The organism is Exiguobacterium aurantiacum DSM 6208 (assembly GCF_000702585.1).
Lineage (GTDB): Bacteria > Bacillota > Bacilli > Exiguobacteriales > Exiguobacteriaceae > Exiguobacterium > Exiguobacterium aurantiacum.
In genome coordinates this window covers 421,452-437,110 of record NZ_JNIQ01000001.1, presented here as the reverse complement: position 1 = coordinate 437,110, position 15,659 = coordinate 421,452, and the positions used below count along the sequence as shown (strand labels likewise).

At 53.4% G+C, this 15,659-nt stretch carries 16 protein-coding genes; 10 read left to right on the top strand and 6 right to left on the bottom strand.

All coding sequences use genetic code 11. The features are described from left to right. Window positions 1-52 precede the first annotated feature (52 nt). Window positions 53-1,189 (bottom strand): N-methyl-L-tryptophan oxidase, encoded by a 1,137-nt coding sequence (gene solA, locus P398_RS0102395; protein ID WP_200872639.1) that lies wholly within the window; start codon window positions 1,187-1,189, stop codon window positions 53-55. Window positions 1,190-1,329: 140 nt separating this feature from the next. On the opposite strand from solA, the gene P398_RS0102390 reads away from it, so the two are divergent. Then, window positions 1,330-2,409 carry an alpha/beta hydrolase gene (locus P398_RS0102390; RefSeq protein ID WP_029333984.1) on the top strand — a complete coding sequence of 360 codons (1,080 nt, stop codon included), beginning with the start codon at window positions 1,330-1,332 and terminating at the stop codon, window positions 2,407-2,409. Further along, window positions 2,406-5,180, top strand: coding sequence for a glycoside hydrolase family 3 C-terminal domain-containing protein (locus tag P398_RS0102385; protein ID WP_029333983.1), 2,775 nt, complete (start codon window positions 2,406-2,408; stop codon window positions 5,178-5,180). The genes P398_RS0102390 and P398_RS0102385 overlap by 4 nt, the downstream gene beginning before the upstream one ends. 37 nt (window positions 5,181-5,217) lie before the next feature. Here the strand turns inward: P398_RS0102385 and P398_RS0102380 are convergent, their stop codons facing one another. Genes P398_RS0102380 through mntA form a run of 3 tightly spaced genes read right to left on the bottom strand, consistent with a single transcriptional unit; the run spans window position 5,218 to window position 6,474 of the window. Beyond that, entirely contained in the window at window positions 5,218-5,661 is a 444-nt protein-coding gene (locus tag P398_RS0102380; protein WP_029333982.1) for a hypothetical protein, read from the bottom strand. Between the two features lie 5 nt (window positions 5,662-5,666). Then, window positions 5,667-6,074 carry a type VII toxin-antitoxin system HepT family RNase toxin gene (gene hepT, locus P398_RS0102375; protein WP_081828266.1) on the bottom strand — a complete coding sequence of 136 codons (408 nt, stop codon included), beginning with the start codon at window positions 6,072-6,074 and terminating at the stop codon, window positions 5,667-5,669. Next, on the bottom strand, window positions 6,067-6,474 hold the full coding sequence (mntA, locus tag P398_RS0102370; RefSeq protein WP_029333980.1) for a type VII toxin-antitoxin system MntA family adenylyltransferase antitoxin: 408 nt from the start codon (window positions 6,472-6,474) through the stop codon (window positions 6,067-6,069). Before mntA ends, hepT begins: the two co-directional genes overlap by 8 nt. Before the next feature lie 135 nt (window positions 6,475-6,609). On the opposite strand from mntA, the gene P398_RS0102365 reads away from it, so the two are divergent. The 7 genes from P398_RS0102365 to P398_RS0102340 all read left to right on the top strand — a co-directional run bounded on the left by P398_RS0102365 (window position 6,610) and on the right by P398_RS0102340 (window position 12,858). Then, window positions 6,610-7,104 carry an LURP-one-related/scramblase family protein gene (locus tag P398_RS0102365; protein WP_029333979.1) on the top strand — a complete coding sequence of 165 codons (495 nt, stop codon included), beginning with the start codon at window positions 6,610-6,612 and terminating at the stop codon, window positions 7,102-7,104. 13 nt (window positions 7,105-7,117) lie between these two features. Next, the gene (locus tag P398_RS0102360; RefSeq protein WP_029333978.1) at window positions 7,118-7,660 is read left to right on the top strand and encodes an NUDIX hydrolase; all 543 of its coding nucleotides are present in this window, start codon (window positions 7,118-7,120) and stop codon (window positions 7,658-7,660) included. After that, complete coding sequence (locus P398_RS0102355) at window positions 7,632-8,198, top strand: DUF1349 domain-containing protein (protein ID WP_029333977.1); 567 nt, start codon at window positions 7,632-7,634, stop codon at window positions 8,196-8,198. The genes P398_RS0102360 and P398_RS0102355 overlap by 29 nt, the downstream gene beginning before the upstream one ends. A 196-nt stretch (window positions 8,199-8,394) precedes the next feature. Further along, a complete protein-coding gene (locus tag P398_RS17020; RefSeq protein WP_235263298.1) occupies window positions 8,395-8,661 on the top strand; it encodes a glycoside hydrolase family 16 protein in 267 nt (88 codons plus the stop codon). Continuing rightward, window positions 8,607-10,784, top strand: coding sequence for a carbohydrate binding domain-containing protein (locus P398_RS16010; RefSeq protein WP_235263297.1), 2,178 nt, complete (start codon window positions 8,607-8,609; stop codon window positions 10,782-10,784). Before P398_RS17020 ends, P398_RS16010 begins: the two co-directional genes overlap by 55 nt. A 142-nt stretch (window positions 10,785-10,926) precedes the next feature. Continuing rightward, a complete protein-coding gene (locus P398_RS0102345; protein WP_029333976.1) occupies window positions 10,927-11,826 on the top strand; it encodes a DNA-3-methyladenine glycosylase family protein in 900 nt (299 codons plus the stop codon). Between the two features lie 168 nt (window positions 11,827-11,994). Further along, window positions 11,995-12,858 carry a DegV family protein gene (locus tag P398_RS0102340; RefSeq protein WP_024371048.1) on the top strand — a complete coding sequence of 288 codons (864 nt, stop codon included), beginning with the start codon at window positions 11,995-11,997 and terminating at the stop codon, window positions 12,856-12,858. Window positions 12,859-13,087: 229 nt separating this feature from the next. Here the strand turns inward: P398_RS0102340 and P398_RS16005 are convergent, their stop codons facing one another. Together P398_RS16005 and P398_RS0102330 are read right to left on the bottom strand one after the other, a co-directional pair. Next, window positions 13,088-13,447, bottom strand: a complete 360-nt coding sequence (locus P398_RS16005; protein WP_051638850.1) for a histidine phosphatase family protein — start codon at window positions 13,445-13,447, stop codon at window positions 13,088-13,090. Between the two features lie 32 nt (window positions 13,448-13,479). Next, window positions 13,480-13,938: a DUF2691 family protein gene (locus P398_RS0102330; RefSeq protein WP_029333975.1), complete on the bottom strand. Its 459-nt coding sequence runs from the start codon at window positions 13,936-13,938 to the stop codon at window positions 13,480-13,482. Window positions 13,939-14,107: 169 nt separating this feature from the next. On the opposite strand from P398_RS0102330, the gene mqo reads away from it, so the two are divergent. Then, on the top strand, window positions 14,108-15,607 hold the full coding sequence (gene mqo / locus P398_RS0102325) for a malate dehydrogenase (quinone) (protein WP_024371045.1): 1,500 nt from the start codon (window positions 14,108-14,110) through the stop codon (window positions 15,605-15,607). Window positions 15,608-15,659: the final 52 nt, after the last annotated feature.

Here is a 15,659-nt window from a genome sequence, read left to right as displayed (position 1 = left end):
ATTAGCGATTTGGATTACGCCTCATTATACACGAAACGAGGCAGTTCGTCGTTCATGCCTGAAAACGGGACAAGCGGAAGCGTGATAAATCGAATGGTGTCTCGCCGTTTAACGTGAGTTCGCTCAACACTTCACCCATGACGCTACCAAACTTGAATCCATGACCTGAGAAGCCGCATGCGAACAGAATCGAGTCGTGCTCGGGATGAAAGTCGACGATGAAGTCATGGTCGCTCGACATCGTATAAAGGCACGTCTTACCTCGTTTCAACGGACCGTTCGCCGTCGGCATATAGGTGGATAAGAATTGTCGCAAGTCACCTTCGTCCGCGTCGTAGCGGCCAAAGTCTTGCGTATGTATACCCGGTTCAATTGGCTGTCCGCCATCGGTACGACCGACTTTCAAGCCGGAACCATCTAGGCTTGGGAAACCGTAAAACATGCGTTCGTCGTCCTCGACAAAGAAAGAAGGGAACGCCGTGTCGCTGAACAATGTTTCATCGGCATCGAACCAACCAACGACTTTTCTCGTCGGTTGCAGCGGAAGCGAGATATCAGGAAGGAGCTGTTTCGCCCAAGCCCCGACCGTCACGATCACTTTCTTCGCGTGGAACGTCTCGTTCCGTGTCGCGATCGTGATGCCGACGGCTGTCGGTGTGATGGAGACGACCGGCGTGTTCATGGCGAGGGTGGCACCGTTTCGAACAGCACGCTCGCGATACGCCCGAATCGCATTCTCGCTATAGAGCAGGCCCGATTCCGTCTCGAAACAGCCGATATAATCGTCTGGAACCGAAAGGCCAGGCCAACGGTTCATGATGTCCGCAGACGAAAGACGTTGAAGCGACAAGTCATGTTCGTCGGCAGAGGCGATCATCTCGTTCAAGAACACAGAATCGGCTGGACCTAGGCCGAGGACACCTGTCTTTTGGAAAACGGGATAAGCCGTCTCGCGGTCTAGTTCTTCCCACAATGTCTGAGCCCGTTTGACGAGCGCGACGTATTGTCGCCCTTCTCCGTAAGCGTGGCGAATCATTCGCGTATCACCATGATGACTCCCTTTATCGTGGGGCGGGTCGAAGGCATCGATGACGAGCGTCTTCGCACCTCGTGCTGTCAAAAACGAGGCGGCCGCCATCCCCATCGTCCCAGCCCCGATCACGGCGATGTCATACTGTATATCAGTCATTCCATTCATCCCTCTCCATTTGGGTATTAGTAGAAATAGTAGGGAAAAGAAGAGGGATTGTCAATTTCTTCTTGTGCACGTGTGAATCATCGCTGTTGTGAATACATTACTAACGTTGAACTGGAAGGGGACCACTCGATATGTTGAACGATGTTGAAACATATGAACGGTTAGTCAAGCGACTCGAAACCGTACGTCAGTCTCATACGATTGAAGGTGTCGAGACCATCACCAAACCAATCCCGGACTCGAACGTCCCGGGCGACCTCGACCCGCGGGTGCTCGCCACGATGCGCTCCTTTGTGCCGTCTGACGGACCCGAGGCTTTCGATTTAGCGAGTGCCCGGGCGAGCATGGGCTGGCCGAACCGGGACGTGACGACGACCGTCATCACGACGGAGACGGTCAACATTCCGAGCCGAGACGGGGATGTTCCGGCTCGGATGTATCGCCCGGACGTGATCGAGACGTTACCGGTGATCCTCTTTTTCCACGGCGGCGGCTTCTTCGGCGGCACGCTCGATACGGTCGAGAATCCGTGTAAACGGCTCGCGGAGAAGGCGAACGCACTCGTCGTTTCGGTCGATTACCGGTTAGCGCCGGAGCATCCATTCCCAGCAGGGCTTGACGACTGCTTCGCCGCCGTCGAATGGGTGTACACGCAGGCAGAAGAGTTAAACGTCGACCGCCATCAAATCGTGGTCGCCGGTGACAGTGCCGGCGGGAACTTGGCGACGGCGTGTTGCCTCATGGACCGGGCGCAAGGCACGAACTGGATCACCTTCCAAGCGCTCGTTTATCCGGTCGTCAACTTGGGCTCGATCCCGACAGCCGATTATAAATGGGATATCGGACAGTACGAGATTCAGCATCACCATGAGCTCATTCGAGGCGTCGTCACGGCGCTCGCCGATTCGGATGGACTGCTGAATGAGGTATACCTGCAAGGCAAGGCCGAGCTGACCAATCCGCTCGTGTCGCCGTTGTTCGCGGATGATGTGACTGGCTTACCGCCCGCTTTGATCATCACGGCCGAGTACGACTATTTACGGCTCGAAGGTGAGGCGTACGCGCGGAAGTTGGCGCGTGACGGGGTGAAGACGAGATTGATTCAATACCGAGGGATGGATCACGCATTCATGGACAAACTCGGTGACTATCCCCAAGCAGAAGATTGCTTGGCTGAAATCGCAAATGGATTAAAGGAGATGACAAGATGAAGACATACACATTGAACTGGGATACATATAAACAACTGGCACGGACAGCCGTTTCAGAAGGGGCCGTCCTGTTAAAGAACGAGCAGGCGACGCTCCCACTAAAAGCCGGGACGACCGTTTCCGTCTTTGGCCGCAGTCAATTCAACTACTACAAGAGCGGCACCGGTTCTGGCGGGATGGTCAACGTCTCTCACGTGACGAGTCCGCTCGAGGCGCTTCAAGCGACGGAAGGGATCGACGTCAACGAGTCGCTCCTCGAAACGTACGAGGCGTGGGTCGAGGAGAACCCGTTCGACCAAGGCGTCGGCTGGGCCGGCGAACCGTGGTCACAACCGGAGATGGCGGTGACGGATGAACTCGTTGAGCGAGCGGCTGCCGTATCAGACGTCGCGCTCGTTTTCATCGGACGCACAGCTGGGGAAGACCGCGACAACACGGCCGACCCGGGCAGTTATTTGTTGACCGACATCGAACTCGAGTTGATCAATAAAGTATCGCGGACGTTTTCGAAGACGGCTGTCGTCTTGAACGTCGGAAACATCATCGATATGCGTTGGGCGAACGAACCGAGCGCGATCCTCTACGCATGGCAAGGTGGTCTTGAAGGTGGCACCGGACTTGTCGATGTACTGACGGGAACGGTCAGCCCGTCCGGTAAATTGACCGACACGATTGCGAAATCGATCGACGACTATCCGTCGACGAAAAACTTCGGACATGCCGACAAAGGCATTTATCAAGAAGACATCTACGTCGGCTATCGCTACTTTGAGACGTTCGCGAAAGACGATGTGCTCTATCCGTTCGGATTCGGGTTGTCGTATACGACGTTCGCCACGGGCGTCGTGTCTTCAGATGAGACGAACGGGGTCATCACGGTGACGATTGACGTCGTGAACACGGGAGACGTCGCCGGGAAAGAAGTCGTGCAGCTGTACGTCGAGAAGCCGCAAGGCGTGCTCGGCAACCCGGCCCGTGCGCTCGTCGCCTTCGACAAAACAAATCTCTTGGCGCCGGGTGAGCGGGAGACGCTCACGCTGCGCGTTCCCATCACAGAGTTCGCGAGCTATGACGACAATGGTGCGACCGGTCACGAATCAAGCTTCGTGGTAGAGGCCGGCATGTATCGCCTCTACGCCGGCACCGACGTCCGTTCGGCTGAGGCGTTCTACGACTATGCGGTCGAGGCGCTCGAGGTCGTCGAGACGCTCAGCGAGAATATGGCTCCGGTCACATCGTTCGAGCGCATCAAACCGCGTGCGACGGAAACCGGCTTGACGGTCGGCTACGAGGCGGCACCGCTCCGCAGCGTCGACGTCGAGGCACGTTATCTAGCAGAACGTCCGGTCGTGCGTGAAGAGACAGGCGACACAGGCGTGAAGCTCGCAGACGTCTATCACGGGAAAGCAGACCTCGAGACGTTCCTCGACCAACTGACGGACGAGGACCTCGCCTGCATCGTCCGCGGTCAAGGCATGAACTCACCACGCGTGACGCCGGGGACGGCCGCCGCGTTCGGCGGGGTGTCGGACCGTCTCGAAACGTTCGGCATCCCAGCCGCCTGTTGTGCGGACGGCCCGTCCGGCATCCGCATGGACATCGGGACGAAAGCGTTCGCGCTTCCGAACGGGACGCTGCTCGCCTCGACGTTCAACACGCGATTAGTGGAAGACTTGTTCGAGATGACAGGACTTGAGATGCGGAAGAACCGGGTCGATACGCTCCTCGGACCAGGGATGAACATTCACCGCAACCCGCTCAACGGCCGGAACTTCGAGTACTTCTCGGAAGACCCGCACATGACGGGCAAGATGGCGATCGCCCAGTTGAACGGGATGCACCGTGTCGGCGTGACCGGGACGCTCAAGCATTTCAGTGCCAACAACCAAGAAGCCCATCGCCACGACATCGACTCGGTCGTCTCCGAGCGGGCGCTTCGTGAGATTTATTTGAAAGGGTTCGAGATGGCGGTGAAGGAAGGCAAGGCAACGTCGATCATGACGACGTACGGCGCCGTCAACGGCGTTTGGACGGCCGGTCTCTATGACCAGAACACGCGCGTCCTTCGCGACGAGTGGGGCTTTGAAGGCATCGTCATGACCGACTGGTGGGCGAAAGTGAACGCCCGCGAGGACGAGCCGGCCAACCGTCAAAACACGGCGGCGATGGTACGCTCACAAAACGACTTGTATATGGTCGTCGACCGTCCGGATACGAACTCGTTCGACGATAACACAGCGGCGGCGCTCGCCGACGGCTCTCTCACACGCGGGGAGCTGCTCCGGAGCGCGGCGAACATTTGCCGGTTCGTGTTGACGTCTTCAGCGATGGAGCGTGAGCTCGGCATCCACGACGGATCGGTCGAGGTGATCGGTCTTGACGAGGAAGCCGGTCAGGCCATCGACTTTGATGTGACGTATCGCCACCTCGCGAGCGGAGAACCTGTCAGTTTGAATGATGCCAACACATCGACAGGAAGCATGCACGTCTTCGCCGTATCGGTCAATGAGACGGGGACGTATGACGTGACGATCACGGCAAAATCGGACGCGGGCGAACTCGCCCAGATGCCGGTGACGCTGTTCGCGAACAACATCCCGGGCCCGACGTTCACGTTCAACGGGACGGACGGGGAATGGGTGACACAGACGAAGCAAGTGTTCTTCTTGAATCAACACAACTACTTGCAGCTCTATTTCGCGCTCGGTGGACTCGACGTGAAAGACATCACGTTCACGCTCGCCGACTCGTTCAGCATGAAAAACGGATAACGAACGAAGCGCCGTCTCGAAAAGAGGCGGCGCTTTTTTATATGCTTTCAATGGATTTTACAGTGTAACGTAACGTCTCGGCCTCCTCGTTCTCCCAACCGTTTCGGTCGATTGCGTTGAGAAGCTGGTATGTCACTTTGATGAGGGCCAGTCTTAGCTCTTCAATCGACACGGTCCCCATGAGCGCGTGACGTGCATCGCGACCCACGTAGAAAAGTTCGGCTTCTGTCTCGCTCACTTTCCTCGCAACCACTTTGACTGGTCCGTCCATAAAGGAGAATGAATACGATTCATGTAACGGCGCAAATACAAGGGCACGACAACTATCAATCCACCAGTTCAAGACGATGGCGACAAAATCGGACCAGCTTTGTCCCGGGAAATAATCATAAGAATTGATGACGAAGGCGATGTTGCCAATGATTTGGGTGTCATAAGTTAATGAATCAATCGTTAGTTCAATTGAAATTTGCTCCCCCATTATTGTCACACATCCAACTGGAGAATAACTTTTGTGAACGCTTTGAAATCATCAATGTGTTTCTCAAGAATCGCCTCTAAAATATTTAATTGGAGCGATTGATAGTCATGGACCGCGACATTGCGGAAGCCGACCATGTTGATGAGCGTCTTGGCGAGGTCGTGATCAATGATTCCTGCGTCCGCGAGCATGACGAACCCGTCTCGGCTCGCTTTCGGCACCCCTAGCTTCTTTTGGCTGACGAGGTACATCGCGATGTCGATACTCGCTTCGCACGCGCGTTGAATGTTGAGGATGATGCTGTCTTGTTTCGTGAAATCGTGGAGGTGCTCTGGATTTCCCTCATAGACCTCATGAATCCGTTTGATAGAACGCTCAATTGTCGTCACTTTGTTTAGAATCACGTCATTCATCAAACACACTTCCCCTAGATTGAATATTGTTTACTATCATTTGGCGCTGTTCGTTCAACTCGGCATACATTCGATATGCTTTGATCCGTTGCCGGACCCATTCATTTTCGTCCTGCACGAGCAGAGGGATGCCTTCTAAGAAAATCTGCATGGCGAAGACGGTGTCCACTTCACGGATGTCGACCAGATCGACGTCTCGACCGCATAAGAGGGCCACTTCGTTCCCCAACGTGAATCGTTCATAAGGTGAGAGGCGTTTCTGACTGAAATATGCGAGGTCTACGTCACTGTCATCTCGAGCTGTCCCTTTTGCGAACGAACCGAACAACAAAATGAAATCCGCGTCTGTCTTCTGTCGAATCGTTTCGATGACTTCTTGGTTAATCACGTCAGAAACCATGTTCCCACCCCCTTATCTCATTATACGCCCTTCACGTTTCGTATAAACAGTTGTTTTGCAGCATGAAAGGTTGAACCATATTCGGGTAAACAGTCGTATAAAGAAAAGAATAATCAACGAATCGGAGGGATGAACATGAATACGCTCTACATGAAACAGAAAGTGTTTAGTCTGCGCGGACGTTTTACGATTAAGGATGCGGATGAGCACGACATTTATTTCGTCGAAGGAAGCTTCATGAAGCTGCCGAAGTCGTTCACGATCGCGGATACGAGCGGACGTGAGATCACGACGATTACGAAGAAGACGTTCAGTTTCTTGCCGACGTTTTACGTCGACGTCGAGGGAGAAGAGACGTTGACGATCTCAAAAGAGTTCACATTCTTCAAACCGCGCTACACGATTGACGCGGCCGGGATTGAAGTCGACGGCAACTGGTGGGACATGGACTTCGAAGTGAAACAGGACGGCCATGTCATCGGCAGCGTCCAAAAGAAATGGCTGACGTGGGGCGATACGTACGAGATTCGAGTGGTCGATGACGCGATGGAACATTTGCTCATCTCAATCGTCGTCGCCATCGACTGCGTCAAAGCCGACCAAGCGGCATCTTCGAGCGCTGCGACGTAAAGGGGAACACAAGATGGAATTATGGGACGTGTACACGGTCGATCGCGAGAAAACAGGGCGGACATGGCAACGGGGTAACCGTCTCGAGAACGGTGACTATCACCTCGTCATCCACGTCTGTATTTTCAACAAAAACGGACAGATGTTGATTCAACAGCGCCAACCGTTTAAAGATGGCTGGTCGAATATGTGGGACATCACTGTCGGCGGCAGCGCCACGGTCGGGGATACGAGTCAACAGGCGGCGATGCGCGAGCTCGAAGAAGAGATCGGCCTGAAACTAGATTTAACACACACGCGACCGCATTTGACGGTCAACTTCGACGAAGGGTTCGACGACATCTATCTCGTCGAGGCGGACGTCGACCTTGACGAGTTGACGCTGCAGGAATCAGAAGTGCAGGCGGTACAATGGGCGGACGAGTCGACTATTTTGAGCATGATTCGAAGCGGCGCGTTCATTCCGTATCATGAACCGATGATTCCATTGCTGTTCGCGATGCGAGGACAATGGGGAGGGATCAACCATGTGGGAACAATATCAATGGATGAATGAACCGAACGATGTGGAGGCGGCTGAACGACTGACGTTTCATACGTTGCCTGACACGGATTTTTGGCGGAACACGCACTACGGGTTCAATCGGATGACGGCGCATGCGCTGTTGACGGACGTCACGTCGAAGCGGTTCACATGCCGGGCGACGCTCGAGATGAAACCGAACGCGACGTACGATCAGGCTGGCATCTTCTTATACGTCAACGACGATCATTGGCTGAAGACGTCTGTCGAATACATCCCGGACGGACCGTCGCACCTCGGCGCCGTCGTCACGTCATACGGCTACTCGGACTGGTCGACACGCGATTTTTCGAACGAAGAGATCGAAGGACCACTGACGTTCGAGCTCGTCTATACGGACGGCGACGTGGAAGTCTTTTTCGAATATGGGGACGGGAGGCGCGAGCAATTGCGTATTGCGCACTTGCATGACGTGTCGACGCTACGCATCGGTCCGTATGCGTGCAGCCCAGACACCGATGCGCCGGGATTCACGGTCACGTTCACAGATTGGCAACCAAGCATCACCTAAAATGGGCGATGCTTTTTTATATGTCATTTACATGTCACTTCAAGAAAATAGTTGAATTCAAACGGCAGAAAAAAATATAATAGGAATAACGAAAGCGCTTTCGGAAAGCGGTTTCAATATTAGCGCGTAGGTTTAGAGCAAAGGCAGGTACCGTTTGAGTGTGTCTGCCTTCATTTATGTCAAAGGAGGAATTTTGATGAAGAAATGGGTAGCACTCGCACTCGGTACCGGTCTTGTCTTGTCAGGCGCACATGGCGCAGATGCCGCGAAACCGGAGAAGAAAGACAACACGAAATGGAAGCTCGTGTGGTCAGATGAGTTCAACAAATCGGAAATCGATCAAACGAAATGGAACTTCGACACGGGGAACTGGTTGGTCGACAAGGATGGAAATCCAGTGGCACCAGGATGGGGAAACAACGAGAAGCAGTTTTACACGGACAAAAACAAAACGCTTTCGTAAAAGACGGGAAGCTCGTCATTCGGGCTCTGAAAGAGCAGACGACGGATGAACTTGGGACGTATGACTATACGTCAGCGAAGTTGACGACGAAAGGGAAATTCAATCAAACGTACGGCCGTTACGAGATGCGGGCCAAGCTTCCGATCGGCAAAGGACTATGGCCGGCGTTTTGGATGCTTCCGGAAGATGACCGTTACGGTGGATGGGCCGCTTCAGGCGAGATCGACATTATGGAATCGTGGGGCAGTCAACCAGACAAAGTCGCTGGTACGATCCATTACGGTGAGACGTGGCCAAACAACAAGTATACGGGCAAAGACTATCACTTTGAAGAAGGAAACGGCATCGACAAATGGCATACATATGCCGTCGAGTGGGAGCCGGGCGAGTTGCGTTGGTACGTCGATGGGAAACTGTATCAGACACAAAACGATTGGTACGCCAAAGGCTTGAACCAAGCGACGAAGTTCAGCTATCCGGCTCCGTTCGACCAAAACTTCTACTTGATCATGAACTTGGCCGTCGGCGGTTGGTTTGACGGTGACGTCGATGCGACGACTCCGTTCCCGGCTGACATGGAAGTCGATTACGTCCGCGTGTACGATTTACAGAACCGTGATTACCGCAAGGCGGTGGAACCTGTCTATACGGATGAAGAGATCGTGCTTCCAGACGGAGCGAAACAACCGACTGAAGACGGCAACCTCGTCTACGACCAAGCTTACGAAAAACCAATCACGACGGTGACGAACGGTGCACAAGCACTCGACCCGACGTACTGGAACTATGTAGCGTTGCCAGACTTTGGCGGGGTCGGAACGGTTGACGTCATCGAGAAAGCAGGCTCACGCTTTGCGGACATCTCGATCAGTCAAGCGGGCAGCCAGCCATATTCACACCAGTTGATTCAAAACGTCGCACTCGGTAAAGGCGGTCACTACAAAGTGACGTTTGACGCGAGCGCCGATTCGGCCCGCTCGATCGCAGTGAAAGTCGGCGGCGGACCAGACCGTGGTTACGCGAAATATTCGGATGAGGGCTCATTCGATTTGACGACCGACGTGAAGACGTATTCGATGACGTTCGATATGACGGAAGATACGGACCTCGCGGCACGCCTCGAGTTCAACGTCGGCCTCAGCACGGCCGGTGTCCAAATCGGAAACGTCCGTGTCGAACAGACTCCGCGTGAAGCACTCGACCCGAACGCGACGAAACCAGCGCTCGGTGACGGTAACCACGTCTACAACGGCACGTTCGACCAAGGGGCGATGGACCGCATGACGTTCTGGCAGTTCGATGCCGGTGCGACGAAAGGAACTGGAACGGTCGATGCGGAACTCCGCCACTTCTTGTTCAAAGCGAACCCGAAAAAAGGTGAGCCGGCAACGCTCGTTCAAAACGGGATTCAATTGCAAGAAGGACACGAGTACGTGCTCCGCTTCAAAGCGAAAGCGGAACGCATTAACACACTTCAAGTCGGATTCGCAGGTCTTGACGGCGCAGCGTATGTACCGCTTCAAGACGTCGCGTTGACACGCGAGTTTGAAACGTTTGAAATCCCGTTCACGATGAACGCGGAGACGGACTTGTTGAGCCAGTTGCGCTTCGTCCTCGGTTCGGCGAAAGGTGAGATTGCGATCGACGACGTCAAGTTGTTCGACGTGACGCCAGTTGAGTTCGACCCGGCGCCGCTCAAGAACGGCACGTTTGCGGAAGGATTGACGCATTGGGGCTCATACGTCCACTATGACGCCCAAGCAGCAGTCGAAGCGGTGAACGAAGCGGCACGTCTCGTCATCACGAGCGAAGGTCAGGAGCCATGGAGCGTATTGATGGAGCAAAGCGGACTTGAGTTGCACCCAGGCCAGACGTACGTCGTCCGTTTCGATGCCTCGTCGACAAAAGCACGGAATATGGAAGTCACGGTCGAGAATGCAGCGTATACACGCTATTTGAGCGAGGTTGTCGCCCTCGGACCGGATACGAAGACGTTTGAGTTCGAGCTCGTCATGCCACAAAAAGACATGACAGCGCTCAAGTTCCTCCTCGGACGCACGGACGGTTCACCGCTCGGTGCGCATGACGTGACGATCGACAACGTGGAAGTGGCCGTGAAGTAAATAACGACCGAAGAGTGGCTCGCACGACTGGCGCCACTCTTTTATTGTGTCGTCAAGACCGCGACGAGTCGCGGAATGTAATAGAAAGTGCAAGAAAGGGGAAAGATGAATTTGTTACAGTAGAAGAGATGAGGGGGATGCAATGAAACCGACCCAACTTATGATTACAGTCGATCCACCGTTTGACTTTCACCAGTGCCTCACGTTTTTGCGCCGATCGGAAACGGAAGTGATGCACGTGGCGACCGACGACGCGGTGTGGAAACTATTTGATATGAACGGGCGCTTGCGGTTAGGCGAAATCAAGGCGGCGGCCCCCGGTCTTGTCGTCACGTTCGAAGAAGAGGAAATCACAAACGAAGATAAAGCGGACGTGGAACGGTATGTCCGCGAGTGGTTCGACCTCGACCAAGACGTCGCCAGCTTCGAACGATTGGCGGAAACGCATGACTTGTTACGGCCACTCGTTCGCGAGTATGGAGGGCTCAGGTTGATCGGCTTTCCCGACTTGTTCGAGGCGCTCGCCTGGGGGATCATCGGTCAACAAATCACGTTGTCATTCGCCTATACGTTGAAACGCCGTTTCGTCGAGCGTTACGGACAATCCAGGGAAGTGGACGGTGTGACGCATTGGACATTCCCACGACCCGAGAGCGTCGCCGTGCTGTCCCCTGGCGACTTGCGAGACATGCAGTTCAGTGTGCGTAAAGCAGAGTATATCATCGGCATCGCCCGGGAAATGACAGCTGGCACGTTATCCAAACAACAGTTGCGCTCCTGTTCACCGGAACAAATCCAGAGACGTCTGCTCGAACTTCGCGGCGTCGGGGAATGGACGGCCGACTATGTACGGATGAAATGTTTCCAAGACAAGACAGCCTTTCCCGTTGCCGACGCAGGTTTACATCAAGCGTTAAAATATCACCTCGAGCGAAATGACAAGCTAACGCTAGAAGAAGTACGGGCTATCGGTGAATCGTTCGCCGGTTGGGAGGCGTATGCGACATTTTATCTATGGAGGTCTCTGTATGGAAACGTATAGACGCTTCGTCATCGCAATGGCCATAAGAACGAATAACACGTTAAAACCTAGTAAAAAAAAACGTCTCCCCCCATTTCTGATACAATAAAGGAATCCTATCGTGACGTCCGGATCGACGAAATGAACTAGGATGATTCCCGTCACAGAGGAAAGATATTTGGAGGTACTATGATAAAATTACTAGCAGATTCAACTTGCGATTTGTCAGATGAGATTTTAGCCAAATACGAGATTGGGGTCGCCCCCCTCATCGTCACGATTGACAACAAGTCGTACGAGGACCGCGTCGACATCCAGCCCGATGATTTGTACGGAATGTTGGAAGCGCTACCGGAATTCCCGACGACGGCGATGCCGAGTCCGGCCACGTTTATGAAGCTAATGGAAGACGCGGTCGAGGCGGGACATGATGAGATTCTTTGCATCTGTATGTCGAGCGGAACGAGCGGATCGTATCAATCGGCAGTGCTCGGGAAAGAGTACTTCGAAGAAGCGCACCCGGACTCGCCCGTTAAGATTCACATCGTCGACTCGCGCTCGATGAGCCACGGGAGCGGTTGGCTCTTGATGAAGAGTGCGCAAATGCGTGAAGCGGGTGCCACGTTCGAAGAGCTCGTTGAGTTCAACGAGGCGTATAAGATGAAAGTGAAACACTTCTTGTCGGTCGACGACTTGGATCATTTGATCAAGAGCGGACGCATCTCGAACGCGGGCGCCATCATCGGCAAGTTGCTCATGGTCAAGCCGATCATGAGTATGAAGAACGGCAAAGGTGCCGTCGTCGCCAAAGAGCGGGGCACGCGCAAAGTGCTCAAGCACTACACCGATCAGTTCGTGAAACGCTGTGATAAAGACATTACGAACTTTATCATCATCGGTTATACGTCGGACAAGAAGATCGCGGAGAACTTGAAAGCGAAGATTGAGGCGGAGACAGATTTCGATGGGGACATTTACCTCATGCAAATGGGTGTCTCGGTCGGGACACACGTCGGACTCGGCGCCATCTCGATGTTCTTTGTGGAAAAGTAACATACGGAAGCCGTCTCAGTTGAGGCGGCTTTTTCTGTGGATAACGTTATCCACAAGTAGGGGCGGACCAGACGCGTTCCACCGACCAAAAGTTATCCACAATCTCGAGCCGATAAACGTCAGGATTGCTCAAATTTCGCCACGTCTCGAAATCAAATCGGTTATCCACATGTTGTAACAAAAGCGCGAGCAGATTACCGTGTGTCACGAGAATCGTTGTACCGTCCGCTCACCCCACGACATTTAAAATCCGCGCGGTCGCGTCTTGTCCGGATTCCGCACCGGGTAAAGCGAACGAGTTGTCTTCGAACGAGTGACGGAGCAATTCGAACCAATCGTCACGCGGTTCTAAAGATAGGGTCCGTTCGCGCAGATTCGGCTCTGTCTCAATCGGCAACTCGCTCGCCGTGGCGACCGGTGTAATCGAGGCGACCGCCCGTCTGTAGTCGCTCGAGATGATGCGTGTGACTGGGACGTCTTGAAAGAAATCACGGAGTTCGAGCGCTTGTCGTTCACCTGCTTCCGTGAGCGCTGCGTCGGGCTCCTGTCCGGTGGCCGAGCAGTGGCGGACGAGATAGATGGTTGGCATGATGGATTCTCCTTGAATGTTTGACATGTGACTCACCAAATCGTTAATTTCGTTCTCGAGTCGTTGGCATCGGTGAGGTACGTGACGTCAGCAAATCCACACGCGAGCATATGTTCATAAAGATGATCAATCATTCGTGGGTTCTTGCAGTAAATATCGACGAACATGCTATCCACGATTAACACGGCAAGGTCGCAAGGACTACTGAGAAAAGCCTCATACGTCTCGATTTCTGTGATGGGACCGTTCAGAAAAGCTTTTAAATCGACGAAAATCAAATACTGTTCACCGTGAGTGATCAAATCGGTGAATGGACCACCTTCCATGACGGTCGGTTCTTGAAACAATGGATCGATGCCATCGTTTCCGACGACATATGATTCTTCACCGCCGACTAACCACGTATAACGCTCTACCTCTATCGGACGCAATATTTCTGACAGATAGCTGCCATATGCATTTGGAATTTTGAAACTGACGCCGCGCCTCATGAGCTGTTTCCCCTTTCTAAAAGTTTCATTGATGTTTTCCGTACTTAACCCTTATCAAACATCACAAAAGCGTTATAATCAATATAACGATTATAAAAGGGACTGTCGGTGAATGGGGATTTATACGGCGGTCTCACGCACAAATTCAGGGGAGAAGGATGGGGTTTTCATGAGCAGTGTCCAAAAGAGAACAGACGTCATTTTGATCGGTGCAGGAATCATGAGCGCGACGCTCGGGTCGCTCTTTAAAGAGCTCGTACCAGAGTGGGAAATCAAAGTGTTTGAGAAGCTCGAAAGTGCAGGGGAAGAAAGTTCGAACGAATGGAACAACGCCGGGACGGGACATGCAGCCCTTTGCGAGTTGAACTATACGACCGAGAAGCCAGACGGCACGCTCGATATTTCGAAAGCGATCAACGTCAATGAACAGTTTCAAATCTCGCGTCAGTTCTGGGCGCATCTCGTCAACAAAGGCTTGATTCAGCAGCCGGAAGATTTTATCCGGTCGATTCCGCATATGAGCATGGTGCAAGGGGAAAAAGACATCCGCTTCTTGAAAAAACGTTTGGAAGCGCTAACAAATAATCCGTTGTTCGAAGGGATGGTCTTATCGGACGACCCGGCGCAATTGCGAGAGTGGATGCCGGTCGTGATGGAAGGCCGGACGGTGGATGAACCAATTGCTGCCACGAAAATCGATTCAGGGACGGACGTCAACTTCGGTGCGCTCACACGGATGCTGTTCGAGCATTTGACGAAGCAAGGGGTCGAGGTCAATTACAAACACAGTGTCGAAGATGTGAAGCGTTTGGCTAACGGCTTGTGGGAAGTGAAAGTGAAAGACATCGAGGCGAATACGATTGAGACGCATACGGCCCCGTTCCTCTTTATCGGCGGTGGCGGCGGCAGCTTGCCGCTCTTGCAGAAGACGGGCATCCCAGAATCCAAACATATCGGTGGGTTCCCGGTGAGCGGCCTATTCCTCGTCTGTAAAAACCGAGATGTCGTCGAACAACATCACGCGAAAGTATACGGCAAGGCGAAAGTCGGCGCGCCGCCGATGTCGGTGCCGCACCTCGATACACGTTACATCAATAATCGAAAAGAGTTGTTGTTCGGTCCGTTCGCCGGCTTCACGCCGAAGTTTTTAAAAATGGGCTCGAACCTCGATCTCATCCAATCGGTCAAACCGTATAACGTGGTGACGATGCTCGCAGCCGGTGCGAAAGAAATGCCGCTCACGAAATATTTGATCGAGCAAGTACTGTTATCACACGACAAACGCATGGATGAACTTCGTGAGTTCATCCCGACCGCGAAAAATGAGGACTGGGAAATCGTCGTCGCCGGGCAACGTGTCCAAGTCATCAAAGATACGGTGCAAGGCAAAGGGACGCTCCAGTTCGGAACGGAGGTCGTCAGCGCCGAAGACGGATCGGTCGCTGCACTCCTCGGGGCGTCACCTGGCGCGTCGACGGCGGTGCACGTCATGTTGAAGGTGCTCGAGCAGTGCTTCCCGAACCGGATACCGGAGTGGGAAATGAAAATCAAAGAGATGGTGCCGTCATATGGCGTCTCGCTCTCGGATCACCCGGAGCTGTTCAAGACGATTCATGAATCAACAGCGATGGCGCTCGGCTTAAAGGAGAAAGGCGTCGTCCACAATTAAAAAGAAAAAGCGAGAATACGAAAATATTCTCGCTTTTTCTTTTTGATTATAA

Coding starts and splice junctions, on each gene's coding strand:
- solA (WP_200872639.1), bottom strand. CDS start 1,189: ATGACTGATATACAGTATGACATCGCCGTGATCGGGGCTGGGACGATG.
- P398_RS0102390 (WP_029333984.1), top strand. CDS start 1,330: ATGTTGAACGATGTTGAAACATATGAACGGTTAGTCAAGCGACTCGAA.
- P398_RS0102385 (WP_029333983.1), top strand. CDS start 2,406: ATGAAGACATACACATTGAACTGGGATACATATAAACAACTGGCACGG.
- P398_RS0102380 (WP_029333982.1), bottom strand. CDS start 5,661: ATGGGGGAGCAAATTTCAATTGAACTAACGATTGATTCATTAACTTAT.
- hepT (WP_081828266.1), bottom strand. CDS start 6,074: ATGAATGACGTGATTCTAAACAAAGTGACGACAATTGAGCGTTCTATC.
- mntA (WP_029333980.1), bottom strand. CDS start 6,474: ATGGTTTCTGACGTGATTAACCAAGAAGTCATCGAAACGATTCGACAG.
- P398_RS0102365 (WP_029333979.1), top strand. CDS start 6,610: ATGAATACGCTCTACATGAAACAGAAAGTGTTTAGTCTGCGCGGACGT.
- P398_RS0102360 (WP_029333978.1), top strand. CDS start 7,118: ATGGAATTATGGGACGTGTACACGGTCGATCGCGAGAAAACAGGGCGG.
- P398_RS0102355 (WP_029333977.1), top strand. CDS start 7,632: ATGTGGGAACAATATCAATGGATGAATGAACCGAACGATGTGGAGGCG.
- P398_RS17020 (WP_235263298.1), top strand. CDS start 8,395: ATGAAGAAATGGGTAGCACTCGCACTCGGTACCGGTCTTGTCTTGTCA.
- P398_RS16010 (WP_235263297.1), top strand. CDS start 8,607: ATGGGGAAACAACGAGAAGCAGTTTTACACGGACAAAAACAAAACGCT.
- P398_RS0102345 (WP_029333976.1), top strand. CDS start 10,927: ATGAAACCGACCCAACTTATGATTACAGTCGATCCACCGTTTGACTTT.
- P398_RS0102340 (WP_024371048.1), top strand. CDS start 11,995: ATGATAAAATTACTAGCAGATTCAACTTGCGATTTGTCAGATGAGATT.
- P398_RS16005 (WP_051638850.1), bottom strand. CDS start 13,447: ATGCCAACCATCTATCTCGTCCGCCACTGCTCGGCCACCGGACAGGAG.
- P398_RS0102330 (WP_029333975.1), bottom strand. CDS start 13,938: ATGAGGCGCGGCGTCAGTTTCAAAATTCCAAATGCATATGGCAGCTAT.
- mqo (WP_024371045.1), top strand. CDS start 14,108: ATGAGCAGTGTCCAAAAGAGAACAGACGTCATTTTGATCGGTGCAGGA.